Source organism: Streptomyces coeruleofuscus, from assembly GCF_039532725.1.
In the GTDB taxonomy this organism is placed as follows: domain Bacteria; phylum Actinomycetota; class Actinomycetes; order Streptomycetales; family Streptomycetaceae; genus Streptomyces; species Streptomyces coeruleofuscus.
On sequence record NZ_BAAASE010000010.1, the window covers coordinates 48,151 to 68,907 of the forward strand.

Genomic DNA, 20,757 nt, shown 5'->3' on the forward strand with positions numbered 1-20,757 from the left:
GGACGTCAGACGACGCCGTCCGCGCGCAGGGCCGCCACCTCCTCCTCGGTGCGGCCCAGCTCGGCGAGGATCGACCCGGTGTGCTCGCCGACCGCCGGTACGGGGTCCATCCGGGCGGGCAGGCCCGCGAGGTCGGCCGGCGGGAGCAGAGCCTCCACCGTGGCGCCCGGCACCGCGATCTCGGTCCAGCGGCCGCGGGCGGCCAGCACTGGGTGGTCCAGGAACGCGGCGACGTCGTTGACCCCGGCGCAGGCGATGCCGATGGCCTCCAGGTCCTTGAGGATCTCCTCCGAGCCGGAACGGGCGATGCGGGCGGCGACGATCGTGTTGAGCTCCTCGCGGTGGGCGACGCGGTCGGAGGCGGTGGCGAAGCGCGGATCCCCGACCAGCTCCGGCCCGCCGAGGAACTCGGTGCACAAGGCCGCCCACTCCCGCTCGTTCTGGATGGAGAACAGCACCTCCTTGCCGTCGGCGGCCTCGTACGTCCCGTACGGCGCGATGGTGGCGTGCTGGGTGCCGAGGCGCGGGGGCTGGGTGCCGCCGTGCCGGGTGTAGTAGGCGGGCTGGCCCATCCACTCCGCCAGCGCCTCGAACAGGGAGACCTCCACCGGGTGGGCCTCGCCGGTGACGGCGCGGGTGTACAGGGCCGTGAGGACGCCGCTGTACGCGTACATCCCGGCGGCGATGTCGGCGACGGAGATCCCGGTCCGGGCGGTCCCTTCGGGGGTTCCCGTCAGGGACACCAGACCGGTCTGGCACTGCACGAGCAGGTCGTAAGCCTTGCGGTCGGCCCAGGGACCGGTCGTGCCCCAGCCGGATATCGTGCACGGGATCAGACCGGGGCGGCGGCTGGTGACGGTGGCGGCGTCCAGGCCGAGGCGGCCGGCGGCGCCCGGGGCGAGGTTCTGTACGAACACGTCGGCTCCGTCGAGGAGTTCGTGCAGGATCTCGCGGCCCCGCGGATCCTTGAGATCCAGCGTGAGGGACTCCTTGGACCGGTTGAGCCACACGAAATAGCTGGAGTGGCCGTGCACGGTCGTGTCGTACCGGCGGGCGAAGTCGCCGCCGCCCGGCCGCTCCACCTTGATCACACGGGCGCCGAGGTCGGCGAGCTGCCGGGTGGCGTAGGGCGCGGCCACGGCCTGCTCCAGGCTGACCACCGTGACCCCGGCCAGGGGATACCGCTGCACGCTCATGCCTCATGCTCCTGAACCTCGTACCGGACGGCGCCCGGACAGTCTCCCCCAGCCGGACGGCGGCAGCATGGCATCACGTCTGCGGCGTGATCCAGACGACAGACGACGGACCCTATGGCCGGGCCAGCTGCCGCATGGCCAGCGCCAGTTGCAGCCGGAGCCGGCCCTGCGGGGTGCGCACCGGCCAGCCGAGCAGGTGCTCGGCGTGGGCCAGCCGGTCCTGGAGCGTCGAATGGTGGACGTTGATCTCGCCGGCCGCCGCCCGCAAGCTCGCCGTGTACGCGACCGCGTGCAGCGTCTCCGGCAGCCAGGGGGTGGTCGCCGCGGCCGTCTCCAGGGCCCGGACGTCGGGCGGCGGTTCGGCACCCGGTACGACGAGATCCGCGAGGAGGGCGATGCCGCCCAGCTCGTCGGCGTACACGACCCGCGGTCCGGGATCCTGCGGCGTGCCCTCGGCGGTGAAACGCAGGGCGGTACGCGCCTCGGCCCACGACCGGGGGAGCTCCAGCACGGGAACGGCGGGCCCGACGCCGAGCCGTCCGACGGCGTCGGCCTGCGCCCCGGCGGGTACGACTCGTGGCCGGTCGTTCAGCGGGGCGAGAGCCCGGGCGGGGGCCGCGGGATCCATGCCCAGGCGGCGAGCGGCATGCAGCCGGGCCGGTTCGGGGGCCGTGCTGTCGAGGAGCGTCTCGACCAGCGCCGGATCGTCGGCCGGGGCCCGCCCGCGAGTGCGGTCGAGAACGAGCCGTATGGCACCGGCGGCACGCTCGAGAATCACCGCGTCGACGACGCTGGGCGCGACCCGGACGTGCCCGGCTTGGCCGACGCGGGACGTCGCCCCGGCCCGGTCGGTGTCGACCACGCGAGACACCGCCCTGGCGCGGTCCGCGTCCACGGTGCCTGCTCCCGACCCGCCGGGAACCGCGTTCGTGAGGCGGGGCGCGTTCCTCGCGCGGCCGGGGTCCGCGGCGCCCGGGGCCGCCCCGCCAGGGGCGGGGTTCGCGACGGCGGACGCGGTTCCGGCATGGTCCGTGCCCAGGGGGTGGGGCGGTGCCTTGGCATGGTCGGTGACGCTGGATCCAGGCCTGGCGTGGTCGCGGGCCGCGGCGCCCGGAGCCGACCCGCCAGGCGGAGGGTTCGCGACGGCGGATGCGGTCCCGGCATGGACCGTGTCCACGGTGCAGGACGCCGTCCCGGCCCGGCCGATCTCGGCGACGCCGGATGCAGCCGTGGCGCGGTCCCGCCCCATGGCGCTCGCGGGCGACGCGGCAGGGGCAGCCTTCTCGGCGCCCGGCGCGGACCCCACAGAAGCAGCCGCCGCGCCCCCTGGCGCCCCCGCACGGCCCGTGTCCTCCACCTCGTGCGCCGCCCCGGCCCGCTCCAGCCACAGTGCCGCCGTGGCGTCCGGGGTCAGCCGGGCGGACGGCCAGGTGGGGTCGGGTGGCGCCTCGGTGTCCCGCCTCGTGCCGTCGGGCTCCACGCGGACGTGCACGCGCCGTTCGGGGTCCACCAGCCGGGCCGGGCAGCCGGCCAGTACGGCGGCACCGCGTACGAGTGCCTCCACACCGGCCCTGGACTCGGCGAGACGGTCGAAGTAGGCGATGACCCGGACCGCCGCACCGGCATCCGGATCAAGCGCGGTCAGGCGCCCGGCCAGCTCTTTCATAGGCCCATGGTGCGGCATGCGGCCGCCGAGCGGGCCTGGCATGTCGCAGGACAGGCCGCTGGGGACGGTCAGCCGGGCCCGTGCGGCAGGAGTCGGAGTGCAGGCAGGGCGAGCTGCGTGCGCGCCCCCGGCTGCTGCCGGACTCCGCGTCCGTCACGCGCTCAGCAACCTCCGCAGCCAGTTGACATGCGCCGCCCGTGCCGACTGGGAGAGCGCCGCCTGAGGCGCGAAGCCGTCGAAGCCGTGGAAGCCGCCGGGCCACACGTGCAGCTCCGCCACGCCACCGGCCTGCCAGATGCGGGAGGCGTAGCCCACGACCTCGTCGCGGAAGGTCTCCGCGGAGCCGACGTCGAGGAACGCCGGGGGCAGCCCGGACAGGTCCTCGGCACGGGCCGGAGCCGCGTACGCCGGTACGTCGGGGCCGCCGCGCCGTGGGCCCAGCAGCGCGGTCCAGCCGGTTTCGTTGGCGGTGCGGTCCCACACCCCGAGGCCCGCCATCTGGTACGTCGACGGCGTGTCGTTGCGGTCGTCGAGCATCGGGCACATCAGGACCTGCCCGATCGGCTGCGGCCCCTTGCGGTCCCGCGTGAGCAGGGCCAGGGCCGCGCACAGTCCGCCGCCCGCGCTGGCACCCGCGATGACGATCCGCTCGGGGTCGGCACCCAGCTCGGCGGCGTGATCCGCCGTCCACAGCAGCCCGGCGTACACGTCCTCGATCGGCGCGGGATGCGGATGCTCCGGCGCCAGCCGGTACTCCACGGACACCACCACCGCGTCCAGCGCCCGCGCCCACGCCAGCGGGACATCGACGCCCACCCGGCTGTTCCCGATGACCATGCCGCCACCGTGCACGTGGTAGATGACGGGCCGCGCCCCGGCGCTCGCCGGAGCGGCCGGCCGGCAGATCAGCAGCGAGATGTCGGGCTCACCCTGCGGCCCGGGCACCTGCCGGTCCTCCACCTCGAACGTCCCGCCCATCGTGAGGTCCAGATCGGCCAGCATCTGTATGCCCGGGCCCTGGCGCACCTCGGCGATCTCGTCCAGGGTGAGCCCCGGACTGATCATCTCCTTGATCAGTTCCAGCGCTCCGGCGAGTTCCGGGTCGAACGGGGGCGGAACATGCGTCATGACGTCTCCTCGTGTGAGGTCGCGGCGGCTCGTGCGGCCATGATCTGTCCCGTCGTGCCGGACCCGGGCGCCGCCGTCCGGCGGAACCTGCCCGCCGAACGGCGGGTGCCGCCCCAGTGGCCTGCGAGGGCCGCCCCCCCGATGACCGTGGCGACCCAAGATACGCGCAGGTCATGCGGGCGTGAGAGGCAGAAGCAGGGCCATGCAGCACCACGTCGTCGTGCAAGGTCGCCGCACCGCCAGGGCGTCGCCCGGCCCGGGCCGGTTCCGGGCCGGGCGGCCAGGGCGTCGTCGGCCCGCCGGGCCAGCCGCCGATCGCGCAGATCCCCTTTCCCGTCATCGCCCTGCCTCCCTACGGCCCGCCCATCGGCTGCGGGCACCGGTCGGCGTGCCGCTGGGCGTCAACGCCCCGGGCGGCGGCGGGGTGCCGTTCGAGGAGGTGACCCGGCCGCTGGCACCGGGCAGCACGCTCGTGCTCTGCACCGATGGACTGGTCGAGAGGCCCGGCACCGACATCGGGGCCCGGATCGATGTCCTCACCCACACCGTCGACGCCGCGCTGAAGGGCGCTCACACCGACCCCGACACCCTCGATCGGGCGGCGGAGCGGCTGATCAGGACCCTCATCGCGGACACGGCCGTCCATGACGACGACGTGACGCTGCTCATGATCGGTGTCCCCGCGCCGGACGGGACAGGCGCCGACGGGTGACCGGCTGGTCAACGAGGCGCATCGTGCCGTCGGCCGGCAACCGGGACCGAGGGCTGTCGCACCGCAACCGCAGTGGCTGAAAATGTGTCTCTCACCGCGCGGCCCGGTCGCTTCGCCAAGGGGTGGGGCTCGAACGGCACGGCGGCCTTGGGGGGCTGGGATGAACACATGGGCGGTGCCCGGATACACCGAGTCACTCGAGCTCGGATCGGGGGCGAGCGGGCGGGTCGTACTCGCCGTGCACGAGGAGACCGGCGTGCCGGTGGCCGTGAAGTATCTCAGCGAGTCCCTGCGCACCCGGCCGGGCTTCGTGCACGACTTCCGGGCGGAGGCGCGGCTGCTCGGCGGGCTGGAGAGCCCGTACGTCACGGGGTTGTACGAGTACGTGGAGAGCCCGGACGGCGCCGCCATCGTGATGGAACTGGTCGACGGGGTCTCGCTGCGTACGCTGCTGCGACGGGAGGGCCCGCTCGCGCCCGAGGCCGCGCTCGTCATCCTCAAGGGATCGCTGCTCGGTCTGGCCGCCGCGCACCGCGTCGGCGTCGTCCACCGCGACTACAAGCCGGAGAACGTCCTGGTCGTGCCGGACGGATCCTCCAAGCTGGTCGACTTCGGCATCGCGGTGGACGCCGGCGCCAGCGCGGGTGTGGCCGGAACCCCCTCGTACATGGCCCCGGAGCAGTGGACCGGCGCACCCGCCTCTCCCGCCGCCGACGTGTACGCGGCCACGGCCACCTTCTTCGAGTGCCTGACGGGTCGCAAACCGTACGCGGGCGACAACCTCGCGGAACTCGCGCTGCAGCACGTCGACGCGCCCGTCCCCGCGGAGGAGGCTCCCGAGCCGGTGCGGGAGCTGGTGCGCCGCGGTCTGGCCAAGGACCCGGAGGAACGGCCCGCACAGGCCGAGGCGTTCGTCAGGGCACTGGAGGCGGCCGCCGGCGCCGCCTACGGCCCCGACTGGGAGGAACGCGGCCGGGGCCGGCTCGCCGCGCTGGTGGCACTGCTGCCGCTGCTGCTGCCCACGGCCCGCAGCGCACCCCGGACCACCACGGACACCGCGCGCACGGTTCTGAGCCGGGAGACGGGCCAGGGCCGGGCGCAGGCGTGGCTGCCCGGCCGGGCCGGATGGCTCGTGTCGAGTGCCGCCGTACTCCTCGGTGCCCTCTTGACCTACGGACTCCCGTACGACCCGGAGGCTGCCGCGCAGCGGGCGGCGCAGGCCCTGGCCACCACCGGCGCGCGGCCCGGCGGCGCGGACCCGGCAGCGCCCACCGCCCCGACGCCCTCGTCCTCGTCCTCGTCCCCGTCCTCCACCCCCACCGCGTCAGCCGGCCTGTCGCCGTCACCCAGCCTGTCGCCCTCGGGTCCGGCGGCCACCGGCACCGGTGGGCCCTCGGCTTCCGCCGGCCCGGCCGGTGAAGAGGAGACGACGGCGCCCGGTGGGCCGACCACCGCGGCGACGCCGACGACCACCGCCCCCACCTCGCCTGCCGCTCCCGCCGTCAAGGACGTCGTGGTGTCGGACTTCCGGCAGACGGGGCCCACCACCGCGACGGCGACGATCGACATCACCACGGACGGCACCGGGCCGGTCTCCCTCACCCTCTCCTGGTTCACGGGCGACACCGCGGGAGAGCCGGGCACCCCGGACGGTGCGCCCCAGACCTTCGAGCGCGGCGGCGCCACCCAGTACACGCTCACCGTCGACCACACCTTCCAGAACGTCGGCTGCTACTGGGCAGTGCAGGCCATGACGACCCCGGCCGCCGCCGGCGGCGGAGCCTCCCAGCAACTTCTGACCAGGCGGTGCGACCTCCGATGACCGCCCGAGACGACGACCGGACTCCCGCGCCCGCCGACGAGCGGACCGAGGTGCCGGGGCCTGCCGCCGAGCGCACCGAGGTGCTTCCACCCGCCGAGGAGCCCGCCTCCACCCTCCACCTCGGCCCCACCGGCGACCATGCCCCGGGACGCGAACCCGGTTCAGCCGACGCCGAGTACAGCGCCACCGTGCTGGCCAGCCACTGGATCCAGAGACCGGGACCGGACGAGACCCGCGTCGAGCCGCCCGTCGAGGAGGCCTCGGCGACGTCGCGGCCTGCTGCGCCCGATCGCGTCGAAGGCACCGTGCTGCGCTTCGGCCCGGGCGTGACCGCGGCCGTCGCGCACCGCGCCCACCGGACACTCCCCGCCCCTCCGCCGCCTCCCGCGCCCCCGCGCCGACGCCTGCGCAGACACGCTCTGCCCGCGCTGGTCGTCATGTGCGTCCTGGCGTTCCTCGCCTGGCAGCGCCTCGGTCCCTCCCTCGCGGTCGGCACGGTGGCGGTCACGGCCAGGCCCACGGTGCTGGAGTGCGACGGCACCGCGCACATCGTCGGCCTCGTGACCACGAACGGCCGACCCGGCACCCTCTCCTATCGCTGGATCCGAAGCGACGGCACCTCCTCGGGCGTCCTGAACGAAGTGATGGCCCGGGGCCAGAGACAGGCACGCCTTCACCTGCTGTGGACCTTCCAGGGCAAGGGGCACCGCACGGCCCGGGCCGAACTGCGGATCCTTTCCGCGACTCCTCGCACGGTCACCACCCACTTCACGTACGCCTGCGCCTGACCGCGCAGACCAGCCGGTCGCTGCCTTCGCGCCCGTCTCATGAACCTCGCAGGCGAGGACCGCATGTTCGATTTGAGTGCGCCCGGAATGAGCAGGCCATAGCCCCCGACACGGCCGTCCAGGAGCTGTGACCGCATCGATGGCCCGGGCGGCAGGGGGCCGGCCAGGCGTCTCGGGCTGAGCCCGAGCGCCGTGTTCAGGCCATGTGACTTCCGCACGCGGCCTCAGCGGCACGCGGCCCCCGACCGAGCCGCCGGCCGGCCGCGGGAGATTACTCGCGTTCCGCCGCCGTCGACGACCCGGACCTGGAGCGAGCCGCATCCGCAGCGCGTCCACTCCGTGCGGCCCGTCGCGGTGGCGTGCCGGGACAGCACCTGGAACGGCTCGCCTCCGTCCGGCCAGCCGCAGTGCGGGCAGACGGTGCCGGTGGTGCTGATCATGTCTTGACTCCTCGTACGTCGTGGCTGGTTGACCGTCGCGACACAGCCAGGATGCGTCGAAGGATCCGTACACGTCCAGGTTGACTTTGTGGACGTGATTGTGAAGCGTGGGCTTCATGATTGACCTGCGCCGACTGCACGTCCTGAGGGCGGTCGCCCACTACGGCACGGTCACCGCGGCCGCCCGAGCCCTGCACTTCACCCCGTCCGCCGCCTCCCAGCAGATCCGGCAGCTCGCCCGTGACCTGGGCGTCGACCTGCTGGAGCCGCAGGGACGCGGGATCCGCCTCACTCCGGCCGCCGAGAGTCTGCTCGCGCACGCCGACGCCATCCAGGCCCGCTGGGACCAGGCGGAACTCGATCTGCGGGCGGACCACGGGGCGCCGTCCGGGGTGCTGCGGGTGACGGGCTTCCCCGTGGCCATCTCGGTCCTGCTGGCGCCGATGGCGGCCCGGCTGGGGGAGCGGCACCCGCGGCTGTCCGTACGGATCACCGAGGCGGGCGTCCCGGAGAGCTTCGACCTCCTCTTCGAGGGTGACATCGACCTGGCGATCGTCGAGTCCACCCCGCACAATCCGCCGCTGAGCGACACGCGGTTCGACCAGCAGCCGTTGCTCGACGACCCCTTCGACCTGGTCGTCCCCGACGGGCACCGGCTGGCCGGGCGGGCCCGGGTCGATCTCGCGGAAGCGGCCCATGAGCCGTGGATTGCGCCGGTGGAGGAGAGCGCCTGCCGCCCGCACGTCCTGTCCGCCTGCGGCGCGGCCGGTTTCACCCCCGGCGTCGTCCATCACGCCCTCGACTGGAACGTCGCCGCCCACCTCGTCGCCCACCGCCTGGGTGTCGCCCTCATCCCCCGTCTCGCCCATCTGACCCCGCATCTCCCGATCGCCCGCATCCGCTGCGAAGGCAACCCCCACCGCAAGCTCCTGACCTGCACCCGCGGCGGCGGCCACGCCCGCCCGGCGGTGGCGACGGCCCTCCGGGAACTACGGGAACTGGCCCCCACGGCAGTCGCCTGAAGCGACTCAGGGGCGCGGGGAAGTGGGCGAACAGCCCCCACGCACCCGCAGACGGCAGCGGTCAGGCCCCGGGCGCCCCCACCCGCAGCGCGTCCATGACGAGGTCCAGCAGGCGGTTGGCGCGTGGTTGCCAGTCGGTGTGCGGGTCGATCGTCCAGATGCCGCCCACGGCGAGGAAGAGGTCGTCCGCGGTGATGCCCGGGCGGATGGTGCCGGCCTTCTCGTTGGCGCGGAGGAGGAGTTCGGCCGCCTCGGTCAGCGGCGTAGGGGACGGCTTCGCCGGTTTCCCCGGCGCGCCGGTGGCCTGGCGGATCGCGTCGGCCAGACCGGCCTTCGTCATGGCGAACTGCGCGCAACGGTCCAGCCACTCGCGCAGCGCCTGGTCCGGTTCCCGGCTCTCCAGCAGCGGTGCCGCGGTGTCGGCCACCTGCTGCATCTCGTGCCGGTAGATCTCCATGACGAGCGCCTCGCGGCTGGGGAAATGGCGGTAGAAGGTCCCCTGCCCGACGCCCGCCTTCTTGGCGATCGCGCTCAGCGGAGCGTCCGCCGCACGCGTCAGTTCCACCAGTGCGACTTCCAGGATGCGCTCGCGGTTGCGCTGCGCGTCCGAGCGCAGAGGAGCGTCCTTCTTGTGCCGCACTCGCCCTCCTCGCGGTTCTTGGCCGAAACCCGGCCCTTGTTAAGCGGACAGTTGTCCGTTACGTTTCCGGGTAACGGACAAGTGTCCGCTTGCCTCATCGTACCGGCGGGACGCCCCTGCGGACAGCCCGAGACGGCCGTACCGCGGCAGGCCTGCCCGCATCCTGCACCGTTGCGAACCGGCCCCGCCACCACGACTCCCGCCTCCTGACCTTGCGACGTGAGAAAGAAGGCTTCCATGCCCCCATCGACGTCCAGCGACCTCACCCTGTCCGTCAACGGCGAGAAGTACACGCTGACCGTCGACCACCGCACCACCCTGCTCGACGCCCTACGCGAGCGCCTGGATCTGACCGGCACGAAGAAGGGCTGCGACCAGGGCCAGTGCGGTGCCTGCACGGTCCTGGTCGACGGCCGCCGGGCCGTGTCCTGTCTCCAGCTCGCGGTGGCGGCCGAGGGGCGTGAGATCACCACCATCGAGGGCGTGGCCGAAGGTGATCAACTGCATCCGGTGCAGCAGGCGTTCCTCGACCTCGACGGATTCCAGTGCGGTTACTGCACGCCGGGGCAGATCTGCTCGGCCATCGCCCTGATCGAGGAGCACGCGGCGGGCTGGCCCAGCGCCGCCACCGACGACATACGGCCCGACGCGGGACCACCACCGCTGACCCCTGAGGAGATCCGGGAGCGGATGAGCGGCAACCTGTGCCGCTGCGGCGCGTACGTGTCGATCGTCCAGGCCGTGGCCCGCGCCGCCGAGGCCAAGGGGGCGGCGGCATGAGGGAGTTCGGCTACCAGCGCGCCTACGACGTCTCCGGCGCCGTGGCGCTGCTCGACGGCGACGGCGAAGCCCGTTTCCTGGGCGGCGGCACCAACCTCGTCGACCTGATGAAGACCGGCGTCGAGCGGCCCGCCCTGCTGGTCGACGTCCGTGAACTGCCCCTGGACCGCATCGAGCCGACCGGCGACGGCGGCCTGCGCATCGGCGCGACCGTCACCAACAGCGACCTCGCCGCCCACCCCGAAGTCCGGCGCCGCTACCCGGCGTTGGCCCAGGCAGTGCTGGCCGGCGCCTCCGGGCAGCTGCGCAACATGGCCACCGTCGGCGGCAACCTGCTCCAGCGCACCCGCTGCGGCTACTTCGCCGACGTCACCTCCGCCTGCAACAAGCGCAACCCCGGCAGCGGTTGTCCCGCCATCACCGGTGAGCACCACAATCACGCCATCCTGGGTGCCTCCGGCCACTGCGTGGCCACGCACCCCTCCGACATGGGCGTGGCGCTCGCCGCGTTCGACGCCGTCGTGTCCTACGAAACGGCCGACGGGCCGGGGGAGTTGCCGCTCGCCGACTTCTACCTGCCGGTGGGGGAGACCCCGCACCTGGAGACGGCCCTGCCGCCGGGAGCGCTGATCACCGGCCTCACCCTGCCGCCCACCCCGGTCGCGGCCAACTCCCGCTACCGCAAGGTGCGCGAACGCGCCTCGTACGCCTTCGCCATCGGCTCGATCGCCGCCGCGCTCGACGTCGAGGACGGTGTCGTACGTGATGTCCGCCTGGCCTTCGGAGCGGTCGCGTCCCGCCCCTGGCGGGCCCGCACGGCCGAACGCGCCCTGCTCGGCGCAGCGGCCGACGCCGAGAACTTCGCGGCCGCCGCGGACGCCGAACTGGCCCACGCGAAACCGCTGTCCCACAACGGATACAAGGTGACCCTGATGCGAAACCTCGTCGTGGCCGGCTTGAGCGAACTCGCCGAGGAGGCCACCCGATGACCACCGCCGCCAAGGGCTCCGTCGGCACCGCGCACACCCGTGTGGAAGGCCGTGACAAGGTCACCGGAGCGGCCCGCTACGCCGCCGAGATCCCCTTCGCCGAACTCGCCCACGGCTGGCTGGTCCTGTCCACCGTCGCCCGCGGCCGCATCCGCGCCCTGGACACCGAGGCCGTGCTCCGGATGCCCGGCGTGCTCACGGTGCTCCACCATCACAACGCCCCGCGCGTCGACAGCGACTACGTCGGCCTGCTGGGCGTCCCGCCGGACCCGAGCGTCGCCCTCTTCCAGCACGACCGGGTCATGCACATGGGCTGGCCGGTGGCGCTGGTCGTCGCCGAGACGTCCGAACAGGCAAGGGAGGCCGCCGAGGCCCTCGTCGTGACGTACGACGAGGAGCCGCACGACGTCGCGTTCTCCGCAGAGCGGCAGACCGAGGCGTACCCGGTCGACGGCCACGCGCCGGGCGTGACGGAGAAGGGCGACCTGGAGGCCCAACTCGCCTCCTCCGCCGTCGTGGTGGACGCGGAGTACACCACTCCGGAGGAGTACCACAACCCGATGGAGCCGCACGCCGCGACGGCCCTGTGGGAAGGCGGCCGGCTCGAGGTCGTCGACTCCAACCAGGGCACCACTTGGGTCGCCGGCGAACTAGCCAACCTGTTCTCCCTCGACCCCGCCTCCGTGCGGGTACGCTCCGAGCACGTCGGCGGCGGCTTCGGCAGCAAGGGTGTCCGATCGCACCAGGTGGCCGCCGTGATGGCCGCGACCGTCCTGCAACGCCCGGTCAGGGTCGTCATGACCCGCCGGCAGATGTTCTCGCTCGCCGGCTACCGCAGCCCCACGGCCCAGCGGGTCAGGCTCGGCGCCGACGCGGACGGACGGCTGCGCGCCCTGGAGCACCAGTCCCTGAACATGACCTCGTCCGTGCACGAGTTCGTGGAGCCGAGCGCCGCCGCGAGCCGCGCGATGTACGACGCCGACGCGCATCACACGGCCAGCCGGGTCGTACGGCTCGACGTACCGACCCCGACCTGGATGCGCGCCCCCGGGGAGGCGCCCGGCTCGTTCGCGCTGGAGTCGGCGTTCGACGAGCTCGCCGAGAGGTGCGGCATCGACCCGATCGAGCTGCGCCTGCGCAACGAGCCCGCGGTCGGCCCGGTGTCCGGGCTGCCGTTCAGCAGCCGGAACCTGATCGCCTGCTTCCAGGAAGGCGCCCGCAGGTTCGGCTGGGCCGACCGGGACCCGCGGCCCGGCGTGCGCCGCGACGGCCGCTGGCTGCTCGGCACCGGCACCGCCGCCGCCTCCTTCCCCGCGGGAGCCATGCCCTCCACGGCGGCCGTCACCGCGGAGGCGGACGGCACCTTCACGGTGGGGATCAACGCGGCGGACATCGGAACCGGCGCCCGGACCGCGCTCACCCTCGTCGCCGCCGACGCGCTGGGGGTGCCGACGGACCGCGTCCGGGTGCGCATCGGGGACAGCGACCTCGGTCCGGCGATGATCGCCGGCGGTTCGACGGGCACCCGCTCCTGGGCCTGGGCCGTCACGGCCGCCGCCGAGGAGCTGCGGCAGAGCCTCGCGCCGGGCGCCGACATCCCGCCGGAGGGCATCACCGTACGGTCGAACACGGCCGAGGCCATCGGTGCCCTCGCCCAGAAGGAACGGCACTCCTTCGGCGCGCAGTTCGCCGAGGTCGCCGTCGACCCGGCCACCGGCGAGGTCAGGGTGCGCCGCATGATGGGCATCTTCGCGGCCGGCCGGATCGTCAACCCGCTCACCGCCCGCAACCAGCTCGTCGGCGGCATGATCTGGGGCATCTCGATGGCCCTGCACGAGGAAGCAGTCCGGGACCGGGCCACAGGCGGTCTCTACGGCGCCGACCTCGCGGGCTACCACGTCGCCGCACACGCCGACATCCCGCACGTCGAGGCCGACTGGGTCGACGATCCCGACCCGGACGACCCGATCGGCATCAAGGGCATCGGCGAGATCGGCATCGTGGGCGCCGCCGCGGCGGTCGCCAACGCCGTGTGGCACGCCACCGGCGTCCGCCACCGCCACCTGCCCATACGGCCCGACCGTGTCCTGATGGCGGGCGGCGATGCTTGACCTCGCCGGGCACCTGCACGAGTGGATCGAGGAGGGCCGGGACTTCGCCGTCGCCACGGTCGTCGCCGTCGGCGGCAGCGCCCCGCGCCCTCCCGGCGCCGCCCTGGCCGTCTCCGCCGACGGCACGGCCATCGGCTCGGTCTCCGGCGGGTGCGTGGAGGGCGCGGTGTACGACCTGTGCCTCCAGGTCCTCCAGGACGGTCAGACGCGTGTCGAGCGGTTCGGCTACAGCGACGAGGACGCCTTCGCGGTCGGACTGACCTGCGGCGGAACCATCGACATCATGATCGCCCCGTACGGCGCCGACCGGACGGCCCGGGTCGCCGCACTGCCGGCCGCGCTGTCGGCCGCCGCCCACGGCGAAGCGGTGGCGCTCGCCCGAGTGGTCCACGGTCCGGCCGGCCTGCTCGGCCGGGCGGTGCTCGTACGCCCCGACGGTGCGCACGAGGGCGGTCTCGGCGGTCACCCGGACCTGGACCGCACGGCGATCGCCCAGGCCCGCGCGCTGCTGAAAGCCGGCCGCACCGGCACGGTCGAAATCTCCGCGAGCGGAGCGGGATGGGGGTCCCCCCGGACGGAGTCTGGGGGAGGCTCGCACTGCCCGGGCGGACTCACCCTGCTCGTCGAATCGGCCGTCCCGCCGCCCCGCATGATCGTCTTCGGCGCGATCGACTTCGCCGCAGCACTCGTGCGGGCGGGCAAGTTCCTCGGCTACCACGTCACCGTGTGCGACGCCCGCCCGGTCTTCGCCACCCGGGTCCGCTTCCCCGACGCCGACGAGATCGTCGTCGACTGGCCCCACCGCTACCTCGCGAGCACGGACACCGACGGGCGCACGGTGCTGTGCGTGCTCACCCACGACGCCAAGTTCGACATCCCCCTGCTGACCGAAGCCCTGCGGCTGCCGGTCGCCTACGTCGGAGCCATGGGCTCACGCCGCACCCACGAGGACCGCGACCGGCGGCTTCGGGAAGCGGGCGTGAGCGAGCGCGAGCTGGCCCGGCTCAGGTCACCCATCGGCCTCGACCTGGGCGCCCGTACGCCCGAGGAGACCGCCCTGTCGATCGCGGCGGAGATCGTCGCCGCGAGGCACGGCGGCACGGGCCGACCGCTCACCGGATCGGACACCCCGATCCACCGGGACGAGCGGACGGCCGGCCAGCTGCCGCAGCCGGTCTGAGCGGAGGCTTCCCGGACGACATGCCGGAGGGGCCGTGGCCGGTGACGGCCTCGGCCCCTCCGCGGCACCGCGCGTGAGCGGGTCAGGCAGCGGCCGGCTCCGAGGCGTGGCCGTGCAGACGGGCGATGACCTCGGTCAGCTGCGCGGCGACCTCGGCGTCGTCGGCCGGGTGCGTCTCGGCGAAGCGGGTCATCGAGCCGGGGATGGACAGCTTGACGTCCTCCAGCACCTTGCCGCCGGCCACGCCCACGGACTTGCGGGTCTCGTCGTGCGCCCAGACACCGCCGTACTGGCCGAACGCGGTGCCGACCACGGCGACCGGCTTGCCGCTGAGGGCACCGGCACCGAACGGGCGGGACAGCCAGTCGATGGCGTTCTTCAGGACGGCGGGGATGGTGCCGTTGTACTCGGGCGTGAACAGGATCAGGCCGTCGGCGGCGGAGGCGGCCTCACGCAGCCGCGCGGCGGCGGCCGGGACGCTGCCCTCCACGTCGATGTCCTCGTTGTAGAAGGGGATCTCGGCCAGCCCCTCGAACAGGTCCACCTCGGCGCCCTCGGGGGCGAGCTTGACGGTGGCCTCGGCGAGCTGGCGGTTGTGCGAACCGGCGCGAAGGCTGCCGACGAGCGCGAGGATACGAACAGACATGCTGACTCCCACGTAGTGAAGAACGGCCCCGAAACACTGCCGTTACGATCCGGACCGGGGTCCGTTTAATGTTCTAGCACCTAAGCGGACCGCGGTCCAGTTTTGTTCCCGATGCTTTACGCTGGCTTCATGTCCGCCGTCCCGCCACCCTTCCCGACGCCCCAGGAGTCCGTCGACCACCCCGAGCTGCTCCAGGTCGGCACCGCCCTGGAGCCGGATGAGCCGTGCCTGCGGGCCGACGCCGCGCGCAACCGTGCCCGGCTGCTGGAAGCCGCCGCGCGGCTGGTGGCGGAGCGGGGCGCGGACGCCGTCACGATGGAGGCGGTGGCCGCCGAGGCCTGTGTGGGCAAGGGCACGGTCTTCCGCAGGTTCGGCGACCGCACCGGTCTGCTGACGGCGCTGCTCGATCACTCGGAGAAGAAGTTCCAGGCCGCGTTCCTGTCCGGGCCGCCGCCGCTCGGCCCGGGAGCGCCCCCCGTGGAGCGGCTGCGGGCGTTCGGCTGTGCGTCGCTGCGCCGCTCCACGGACGAACTGGAGCTGCAACTGGCGGCCGAGCCGGGCGCCGGCCGCCGCTTCACCGTCCCGCCCCGCCGGGTGCGCCACCACCACGTGGCGATGCTGCTGCGGCAGGTCGTCCCGGAAGCGGACTGCGAACTGATCTCCCACACCCTGATGGGCCAGCTCGACCCTGCCCTGATCCACCACCTGACCAGGCAGTGCGGGATACCCCTGGCCCGCCTGGAGGACGCCTGGGTCGACCTCGTGAACCGGGTGACGGGCACGGCCCCGGCCCGCTGAGGTCCGCCCATGGATCTCCGTGACCGCTCACGGCTTCCTCACAACTCCCCCGCCTGACAAGCGCATTGGGGCTTCTGCCAAGATGCCGTACGTCATGGTGCAGATACCCAGAACGCCCGCGCCCCCGTCCCCCGTGCCGTCGCGCTCCGTGCCCACGAGCGCCGACGTCGCCCGCCTGGCCGGCGTCTCGCGCGCGACCGTCTCCTACGTCCTCAACAACACCAGCGCCGTACGGATCAGCGAGCCCACGCGCCGCCGGGTCCACCAGGCCGCGAAGGAACTCGGGTACGTCCCACACGCGGCGGCCCGCAGCCTGCGCGCCGGGCACAGCCGTATGGTCCTGATCCCCGCGCCGACCTTCCCCGTCGGCCCGCTCTACAGCCAGTTCCTCAGTGACCTCCAGGGTGCGCTCGGCAGCCTGGACTACACGGTCGTGCAGTACGGCACCGGTGGCCCGCACGGCGACGAAGCCGCCCGCGCCTGGGCCGAATTGCGGCCCGTGGCCGTGCTCGTACCCGGTTCCGGGCTCGGCCCGCGCGGAGTGGCGGTGCTCAAGCGCTCGGGAGCGCGGGCCGTGGTCACCCTCGGCCCCGAGACCATCGAGGGCGCACACGCCCTGCTCATGGACCACGACGTGGTCGGCCACAGCGCGGGCTCCCACCTCTACGACCGGGGCAGACGCCGCATCGGCGTCGTCGTCCCGCGGGAACCCGGCCTCGAGGCTTTCTCCGCGCCCCGGCTCGACGGGGTGCGTCAGTCCCTGCGGGGCACCGACGCCACCGTGACCGAACTGCCCCTCCCGTACGAGGAGGAGGCCGCCGCGCGCCTCGCCGCCCGCTGGCGTAGCCTCGGCCTGGATGCCGTGTTCACGTACAACGACGAGTACGCGATGCTGCTGATGCGGGCCCTCCAGGACGAGGGCATCCGCATCCCCGAGGAGACGGCCGTGATCGGCGCCGACGATCTGATGCTCGGACGGCTGCTGCGGCCGCGGCTCAGCACCGTCCGCCTGGAACTGCCCTCCGGCCGCGACCTCGCCGAACTGGTCGACCGCGCTGTGCGCAGGCCCGGGACCGAGCCCGAGACGCACAAGGTGCTGGGTGCCACGGTGCTGCACCGCGAGTCGAGCTGACCCGACTCGCTAGGGCGTGTCCGTAAAGTCCCGCCGGCCTCGCGACGCCCGCCCTCCGGGCGGACGACGGGATTTTACGGACACGCCCTAGCGGTTGATCCGGATGCCGCGGGCCGGAGCGGAGGGCGGTCGGCCGGGTCGTCGCCCCGCGGCATGACTAGGATGTTGCACGCTCAACAAAATGGGGACGCGTACGAACGCGGGCCACCGGCACGCACGGCTGCGTCCCGGTCGGCGCGTCCCGCCATATGACCGCCGAACCGGCCGCGCACTCACGGGAGTTCCGCCCACCCCGTCAGCCGGTGACCGATCGATCGGAGAGCCGTCATGCCGTTGCTCGACACCAGGACCTGGCAGCCCCAGACCCTGACGGGGCCCGGGTACACCGTCACCGAACCCGCCACCGGCCAAGCCCTCGGCACCCTCGCCCTCGCCACCCCCGAGGACGTCGGAACCGCCGCCGGGAGGGCCGCCGCCGCCCAGCCGGAGTGGGCCCGCACCCCGCACTTCGCCCGGGCCGCCGTGCTCCGCAGGGCCGGCGACCTGTTCACGGCACACGCCGCCGAACTGCGCGAATGGCTCGTCCGCGAATCCGGCTCCGTCCCCGGCAAGGCCGACTTCGAACTGCACGTCGCCGCCCAGGAGTGCTACGAGGCCGCCGCGCTCGCCTCCCGCCCGGCCGGCCAGGTCCTGCCCAGCGAGGCGCCGCGCCTGTCGTACACGCGCCGCGTCCCGGCCGGGGTGGTGGGCGTGATCTCCCCGTTCAACGCCCCGCTGATCCTGTCCATCCGCTCCGTCGCACCGGCCCTGGCCCTCGGCAACGCGGTCGTCCTCAAGCCGGATCCGCGCACCGCCGTCTGCGGAGGACTGTCCCTCGCCGCGGTCTTCGCCGCCGCGGGCCTGCCGCAGGACCTGCTGCACGTGCTCCCCGGCGGCCCGGACGCCGGACAGGCCCTGGTCGCCGACCCGCGCGTGCCGGTCATCTCCTTCACCGGCTCCACCCCCGCCGGGCGGGCCGTGGGCGAGGCCGCAGGCCGCCACCTCAAGCGGGCCCACCTGGAACTCGGCGGCAACTCGGCCATGATCGTGCTGCCGGACGCCGACCTCGACGCGGTGATCTCCACCGCCGCCTGGGGCTCGTTCTTCCACCAGGGCCAGATCTGCATGACGACCGGACGCCACCTGGTGCACGCGTCCCTGTACGACGAGTACGTGGAGCGGCTCGCCGCCAAGGCCGAGTCACTCGCCGTCGGCGACCCGTACCGCGAACAGGTCCACCTCGGCCCGATCATCGACTCGGGTCAGCTCGCCAAGATCAACGGCCTGGTCGAGTCCAGCACGGCGTCCGGCGCCAAGATCGCCGCGGGCGGCACCTACGACCGGCTCTACTACCGGCCCACGGTCCTCGCCCAGGTCGGCGACCACACCCCCGCGTACGCGGAGGAGGTCTTCGGCCCCGTCGCGCCCGTACGCTCCTTCGACACCGCCGACGAGGCGGCGGCCCTGGCCGCGCAGAGCCCCTACGGACTCTCCCTGGGCATCGTCACCCGCGACACGGCCCGCGGCCTGGACCTCGCCGAGCGCATCCCGACCGGCATCGTCCACATCAACGACCAGACGGTCAACGACGAGGCCGTGGCGCCCTTCGGCGGAGTGGCCGCCTCCGGCACCGGCGCCCGCTTCGGAGGCGAGGCCAACCTGGAGGCCTTCACCGAACTGCGCTGGACGACGGTACGCGGAGACGTGGCTCCGTACCCCTTCTAGCCCGCCTGCTGCCCCTCCTGGGCCTGCTGCTCGGCGACCGCCTTGCGGACCTCGTCCATGTCGAGGTTCCGGGCCTGCCCGATGACGTCCGTCAGGGCGGCCTCGGGCAGGGCGCCCGGCTGGGCGAACACGGCGACCTGGTCACGGACGATCATCAGCGTGGGAATCGACTGGATACCGAAGGCCGCGGCCAGCTCCGGCTGCGCCTCGGTGTCCACCTTGCCGAACACGAGGTCCGGGTTCTCCTCCGCCGCCTTCTCGTACACCGGGGCGAACTGCTTGCACGGCCCGCACCAGGACGCCCAGAAGTCGATCAGGACGAACTCGTTGTCCGTGACCGTCTGGTCGAAGTTCTCCTTGGTGAGCTCCACGGTGCTGCTCATGGCGTAAATCCCTCTTCCTGGTGTGGGTCAAGCCGTCGGCACAACACGGCCGACCTGGCACGTATTCCGCGCCCCTACCCGTGTGGCCGACGCGCACACCACCCACCAGACTGACCCCATGACGGAAACGGAAACCAACGCGTACGACGTCGTGGTGCTCGGGGCCGGGCCCGTGGGGGAGAACGTCGCCGACCGCACCCGCGCGGCCGGTCTGACCACCGCGGTCGTGGAGAGCGAACTGGTCGGAGGTGAGTGCTCGTACTGGGCGTGCATGCCCAGCAAGGCCCTGCTGCGGCCGGTCATCGCCCGCGCGGACGCCCGCCGCGTGCCGGGCCTGAGCCAGTCGGTGCAGGGCCCCCTCGACGCCTCCGCGGTCCTCGCCCACCGGGACTACTACACCTCCGACTGGAAGGACGACGGACAGGTCGGATGGCTCGACAGCATCGGCGCCGACCTGTACCGCGGCCACGGCCGCCTCACCGGCCCGCGCACAGTGACGGTCACCGGCCCGGACGGCGGTGAACGCGTCCTGACCGCCAGGCACGCCGTCGTCGTCTGCACCGGCAGCCGCGCCGCCCTGCCCGGGCTGCCCGGACTGGACGAGGTCCGGCCGTGGACCAGCCGGGAGGCCACCAGCGCCAAGGACGTGCCCGGCCGCCTGATCGTGGTCGGCGGCGGTGTCGTCGCCACGGAGATGGCCACCGTCTGGCAGGCCCTCGGCTCGAAGGTCACCATGCTGGTGCGCGGCAAGGGCCTGCTGCCCCGGATGGAACCCTTCGCCGGAGAACTCGTCGCCGAGGCCCTCACCGAGGCCGGCGCGGACGTCCGTACCGGCACGTCGGTGGAATCGGTGACCCGCGAGAACGGCAGCGTCGTCGCCGTCACGGACCACGGCGACCGCATCGAGGCCGGCGAGATCCTCTTCGCGACCGGCCGCGCGCCGCGCACCGACGACCTCGGCCTGGAGACGATCGGCCTGGAACCCGGCACCTGGCTCGACGTCGACGACAGCCTCCGCGTCACCGGCCACGACTGGCTCTACGCGGTCGGCGACGTCAACCAGCGCGCCCTCCTCACCCACCAGGGCAAGTACCAGGCCCGCATCGCGGGCGCCGCCATCGCCGCACGGGCCACCGGCGAGAACCTCCTCGCCGAGCCCTGGGGCGCCCATGCCGCGACCGCCGACCACGCCGCCGTCCCGCAGGTCGTCTTCACCGACCCGGAGGCGGCGGCCGTCGGCCTGTCACTCGCCGAGGCCGAACAGGCGGGGCACCGGGTGAAGGCCGTCGACGTGGACCTGTCCACCGTCGCGGGCGCGGGCCTGTACGCCGACGGCTACAAGGGCCGCGCCCGCATGGTCGTGGACCTCGAGGACGAGATCCTGCGCGGGGTGACCCTCGTCGGCCCCGGCGTCGGCGAGCTCATCCACTCCGCCACGATCGCCGTCGCCGGTCAGGTCCCCGTCGGCCGCCTGTGGCACGCCGTCCCCTCGTACCCGACGATCAGCGAGGTGTGGCTGCGGCTGCTGGAGGCCTACCGCGACGCCTGACCTCCGGCTCG

18 protein-coding genes and 2 pseudogenes are annotated in these 20,757 nt (G+C 73.6%); 12 read left to right on the forward strand and 8 right to left on the reverse strand.

Translation table 11 applies throughout. The annotated features are described in order from the left end of the window. Positions 1-5: 5 nt before the first annotated feature. From ABFX81_RS32535 to ABFX81_RS32550, 4 genes and pseudogenes are all read right to left on the reverse strand, one after another. Positions 6-1,196: a CoA transferase gene (locus ABFX81_RS32535; RefSeq protein ID WP_086849916.1), complete on the reverse strand. Its 1,191-nt coding sequence runs from the start codon at positions 1,194-1,196 to the stop codon at positions 6-8. Positions 1,197-1,308: 112 nt separating this feature from the next. Continuing rightward, a pseudogene (locus tag ABFX81_RS32540) lies at positions 1,309-1,995 on the reverse strand (helix-turn-helix domain-containing protein); the annotation flags it as partial. 566 nt (positions 1,996-2,561) lie between these two features. Beyond that, positions 2,562-2,862, reverse strand: a pseudogene (locus ABFX81_RS32545) (helix-turn-helix domain-containing protein); the annotation flags it as partial. 153 nt (positions 2,863-3,015) lie between these two features. Further along, complete coding sequence (locus tag ABFX81_RS32550; protein ID WP_086849918.1) at positions 3,016-3,990, reverse strand: alpha/beta hydrolase fold domain-containing protein; 975 nt, start codon at positions 3,988-3,990, stop codon at positions 3,016-3,018. Positions 3,991-4,192: 202 nt separating this feature from the next. Here ABFX81_RS32550 and ABFX81_RS32555 point away from each other — a divergent pair, with 202 nt between their 5' ends. The 3 genes from ABFX81_RS32555 to ABFX81_RS32565 all read left to right on the forward strand — a co-directional run bounded on the left by ABFX81_RS32555 (position 4,193) and on the right by ABFX81_RS32565 (position 7,312). After that, positions 4,193-4,702: a SpoIIE family protein phosphatase gene (locus tag ABFX81_RS32555; protein WP_086849920.1), complete on the forward strand. Its 510-nt coding sequence runs from the start codon at positions 4,193-4,195 to the stop codon at positions 4,700-4,702. A 160-nt stretch (positions 4,703-4,862) separates the two neighbouring features. Continuing rightward, entirely contained in the window at positions 4,863-6,524 is a 1,662-nt protein-coding gene (locus tag ABFX81_RS32560) for a serine/threonine-protein kinase (RefSeq protein WP_346139071.1), read from the forward strand. Then, a complete protein-coding gene (locus ABFX81_RS32565) occupies positions 6,521-7,312 on the forward strand; it encodes a hypothetical protein (RefSeq protein ID WP_346139072.1) in 792 nt (263 codons plus the stop codon). Before ABFX81_RS32560 ends, ABFX81_RS32565 begins: the two co-directional genes overlap by 4 nt. A 224-nt stretch (positions 7,313-7,536) precedes the next feature. On the opposite strand, the gene ABFX81_RS32570 is transcribed toward ABFX81_RS32565, so the two are convergent. Next, on the reverse strand, positions 7,537-7,752 hold the full coding sequence (locus tag ABFX81_RS32570; RefSeq protein WP_086855367.1) for a hypothetical protein: 216 nt from the start codon (positions 7,750-7,752) through the stop codon (positions 7,537-7,539). A 116-nt stretch (positions 7,753-7,868) separates the two neighbouring features. On the opposite strand from ABFX81_RS32570, the gene ABFX81_RS32575 reads away from it, so the two are divergent. Further along, a complete protein-coding gene (locus ABFX81_RS32575) occupies positions 7,869-8,774 on the forward strand; it encodes a LysR substrate-binding domain-containing protein (RefSeq protein ID WP_086855371.1) in 906 nt (301 codons plus the stop codon). Between the two features lie 61 nt (positions 8,775-8,835). Here ABFX81_RS32575 and ABFX81_RS32580 read toward each other — a convergent pair whose 3' ends face one another. Next, positions 8,836-9,414 carry an SbtR family transcriptional regulator gene (locus ABFX81_RS32580; protein ID WP_086855368.1) on the reverse strand — a complete coding sequence of 193 codons (579 nt, stop codon included), beginning with the start codon at positions 9,412-9,414 and terminating at the stop codon, positions 8,836-8,838. A gap of 237 nt (positions 9,415-9,651) precedes the next feature. On the opposite strand from ABFX81_RS32580, the gene ABFX81_RS32585 reads away from it, so the two are divergent. From ABFX81_RS32585 to ABFX81_RS32600, 4 genes are read left to right on the forward strand one after another with little or no spacing between them, the layout of a single operon-like run. Beyond that, the gene (locus tag ABFX81_RS32585; RefSeq protein WP_086855369.1) at positions 9,652-10,194 is read left to right on the forward strand and encodes a 2Fe-2S iron-sulfur cluster-binding protein; all 543 of its coding nucleotides are present in this window, start codon (positions 9,652-9,654) and stop codon (positions 10,192-10,194) included. Then, a complete protein-coding gene (locus ABFX81_RS32590; protein ID WP_086855370.1) occupies positions 10,191-11,183 on the forward strand; it encodes an FAD binding domain-containing protein in 993 nt (330 codons plus the stop codon). The genes ABFX81_RS32585 and ABFX81_RS32590 overlap by 4 nt, the downstream gene beginning before the upstream one ends. Beyond that, the gene (locus ABFX81_RS32595) at positions 11,180-13,294 is read left to right on the forward strand and encodes a xanthine dehydrogenase family protein molybdopterin-binding subunit (protein ID WP_346139073.1); all 2,115 of its coding nucleotides are present in this window, start codon (positions 11,180-11,182) and stop codon (positions 13,292-13,294) included. Before ABFX81_RS32590 ends, ABFX81_RS32595 begins: the two co-directional genes overlap by 4 nt. Further along, positions 13,287-14,474, forward strand: a complete 1,188-nt coding sequence (locus ABFX81_RS32600) for an XdhC family protein (protein ID WP_086854796.1) — start codon at positions 13,287-13,289, stop codon at positions 14,472-14,474. The genes ABFX81_RS32595 and ABFX81_RS32600 overlap by 8 nt, the downstream gene beginning before the upstream one ends. 82 nt (positions 14,475-14,556) lie before the next feature. Here ABFX81_RS32600 and ABFX81_RS32605 read toward each other — a convergent pair whose 3' ends face one another. Further along, a complete protein-coding gene (locus ABFX81_RS32605; RefSeq protein WP_086854797.1) occupies positions 14,557-15,120 on the reverse strand; it encodes an NAD(P)H-dependent oxidoreductase in 564 nt (187 codons plus the stop codon). Positions 15,121-15,249: 129 nt separating this feature from the next. Between ABFX81_RS32605 and ABFX81_RS32610 the strand changes: the two genes are divergently transcribed. The 3 genes from ABFX81_RS32610 to ABFX81_RS32620 all read left to right on the forward strand — a co-directional run bounded on the left by ABFX81_RS32610 (position 15,250) and on the right by ABFX81_RS32620 (position 18,814). After that, positions 15,250-15,918 carry a TetR family transcriptional regulator gene (locus ABFX81_RS32610; protein WP_086854801.1) on the forward strand — a complete coding sequence of 223 codons (669 nt, stop codon included), beginning with the start codon at positions 15,250-15,252 and terminating at the stop codon, positions 15,916-15,918. An 82-nt stretch (positions 15,919-16,000) separates the two neighbouring features. Next, entirely contained in the window at positions 16,001-17,050 is a 1,050-nt protein-coding gene (locus tag ABFX81_RS32615) for a LacI family DNA-binding transcriptional regulator (RefSeq protein WP_428837240.1), read from the forward strand. 327 nt (positions 17,051-17,377) lie between these two features. Beyond that, positions 17,378-18,814: an aldehyde dehydrogenase family protein gene (locus ABFX81_RS32620; protein WP_086854798.1), complete on the forward strand. Its 1,437-nt coding sequence runs from the start codon at positions 17,378-17,380 to the stop codon at positions 18,812-18,814. On the opposite strand, the gene trxA is transcribed toward ABFX81_RS32620, so the two are convergent. Next, positions 18,811-19,197: a thioredoxin gene (gene trxA, locus ABFX81_RS32625; RefSeq protein WP_086854799.1), complete on the reverse strand. Its 387-nt coding sequence runs from the start codon at positions 19,195-19,197 to the stop codon at positions 18,811-18,813. The two genes, ABFX81_RS32620 and trxA, sit on opposite strands and share 4 nt — an antisense overlap. Positions 19,198-19,315: 118 nt before the next feature. Between trxA and ABFX81_RS32630 the strand changes: the two genes are divergently transcribed. Beyond that, complete coding sequence (locus tag ABFX81_RS32630; RefSeq protein WP_346139074.1) at positions 19,316-20,746, forward strand: dihydrolipoyl dehydrogenase family protein; 1,431 nt, start codon at positions 19,316-19,318, stop codon at positions 20,744-20,746. Positions 20,747-20,757: the final 11 nt, after the last annotated feature.

Excerpts from the sequence above, each read along its gene's own strand:
- ABFX81_RS32605 (WP_086854797.1), bottom strand. The coding sequence starts at position 15,120 with ATGTCTGTTCGTATCCTCGCGCTCGTCGGCAGCCTTCGCGCCGGTTCG.
- ABFX81_RS32630 (WP_346139074.1), top strand. The coding sequence starts at position 19,316 with ATGACGGAAACGGAAACCAACGCGTACGACGTCGTGGTGCTCGGGGCC.
- ABFX81_RS32560 (WP_346139071.1), top strand. The coding sequence starts at position 4,863 with ATGAACACATGGGCGGTGCCCGGATACACCGAGTCACTCGAGCTCGGA.
- ABFX81_RS32565 (WP_346139072.1), top strand. The coding sequence starts at position 6,521 with ATGACCGCCCGAGACGACGACCGGACTCCCGCGCCCGCCGACGAGCGG.
- ABFX81_RS32555 (WP_086849920.1), top strand. The coding sequence starts at position 4,193 with ATGCAGCACCACGTCGTCGTGCAAGGTCGCCGCACCGCCAGGGCGTCG.
- ABFX81_RS32620 (WP_086854798.1), top strand. The coding sequence starts at position 17,378 with ATGCCGTTGCTCGACACCAGGACCTGGCAGCCCCAGACCCTGACGGGG.
- ABFX81_RS32600 (WP_086854796.1), top strand. The coding sequence starts at position 13,287 with ATGCTTGACCTCGCCGGGCACCTGCACGAGTGGATCGAGGAGGGCCGG.
- ABFX81_RS32615 (WP_428837240.1), top strand. The coding sequence starts at position 16,001 with ATGCCGTACGTCATGGTGCAGATACCCAGAACGCCCGCGCCCCCGTCC.
- ABFX81_RS32610 (WP_086854801.1), top strand. The coding sequence starts at position 15,250 with ATGTCCGCCGTCCCGCCACCCTTCCCGACGCCCCAGGAGTCCGTCGAC.
- ABFX81_RS32585 (WP_086855369.1), top strand. The coding sequence starts at position 9,652 with ATGCCCCCATCGACGTCCAGCGACCTCACCCTGTCCGTCAACGGCGAG.
- ABFX81_RS32535 (WP_086849916.1), bottom strand. The coding sequence starts at position 1,196 with ATGAGCGTGCAGCGGTATCCCCTGGCCGGGGTCACGGTGGTCAGCCTG.
- trxA (WP_086854799.1), bottom strand. The coding sequence starts at position 19,197 with ATGAGCAGCACCGTGGAGCTCACCAAGGAGAACTTCGACCAGACGGTC.
- ABFX81_RS32550 (WP_086849918.1), bottom strand. The coding sequence starts at position 3,990 with ATGACGCATGTTCCGCCCCCGTTCGACCCGGAACTCGCCGGAGCGCTG.
- ABFX81_RS32570 (WP_086855367.1), bottom strand. The coding sequence starts at position 7,752 with ATGATCAGCACCACCGGCACCGTCTGCCCGCACTGCGGCTGGCCGGAC.
- ABFX81_RS32590 (WP_086855370.1), top strand. The coding sequence starts at position 10,191 with ATGAGGGAGTTCGGCTACCAGCGCGCCTACGACGTCTCCGGCGCCGTG.
- ABFX81_RS32575 (WP_086855371.1), top strand. The coding sequence starts at position 7,869 with ATGATTGACCTGCGCCGACTGCACGTCCTGAGGGCGGTCGCCCACTAC.
- ABFX81_RS32595 (WP_346139073.1), top strand. The coding sequence starts at position 11,180 with ATGACCACCGCCGCCAAGGGCTCCGTCGGCACCGCGCACACCCGTGTG.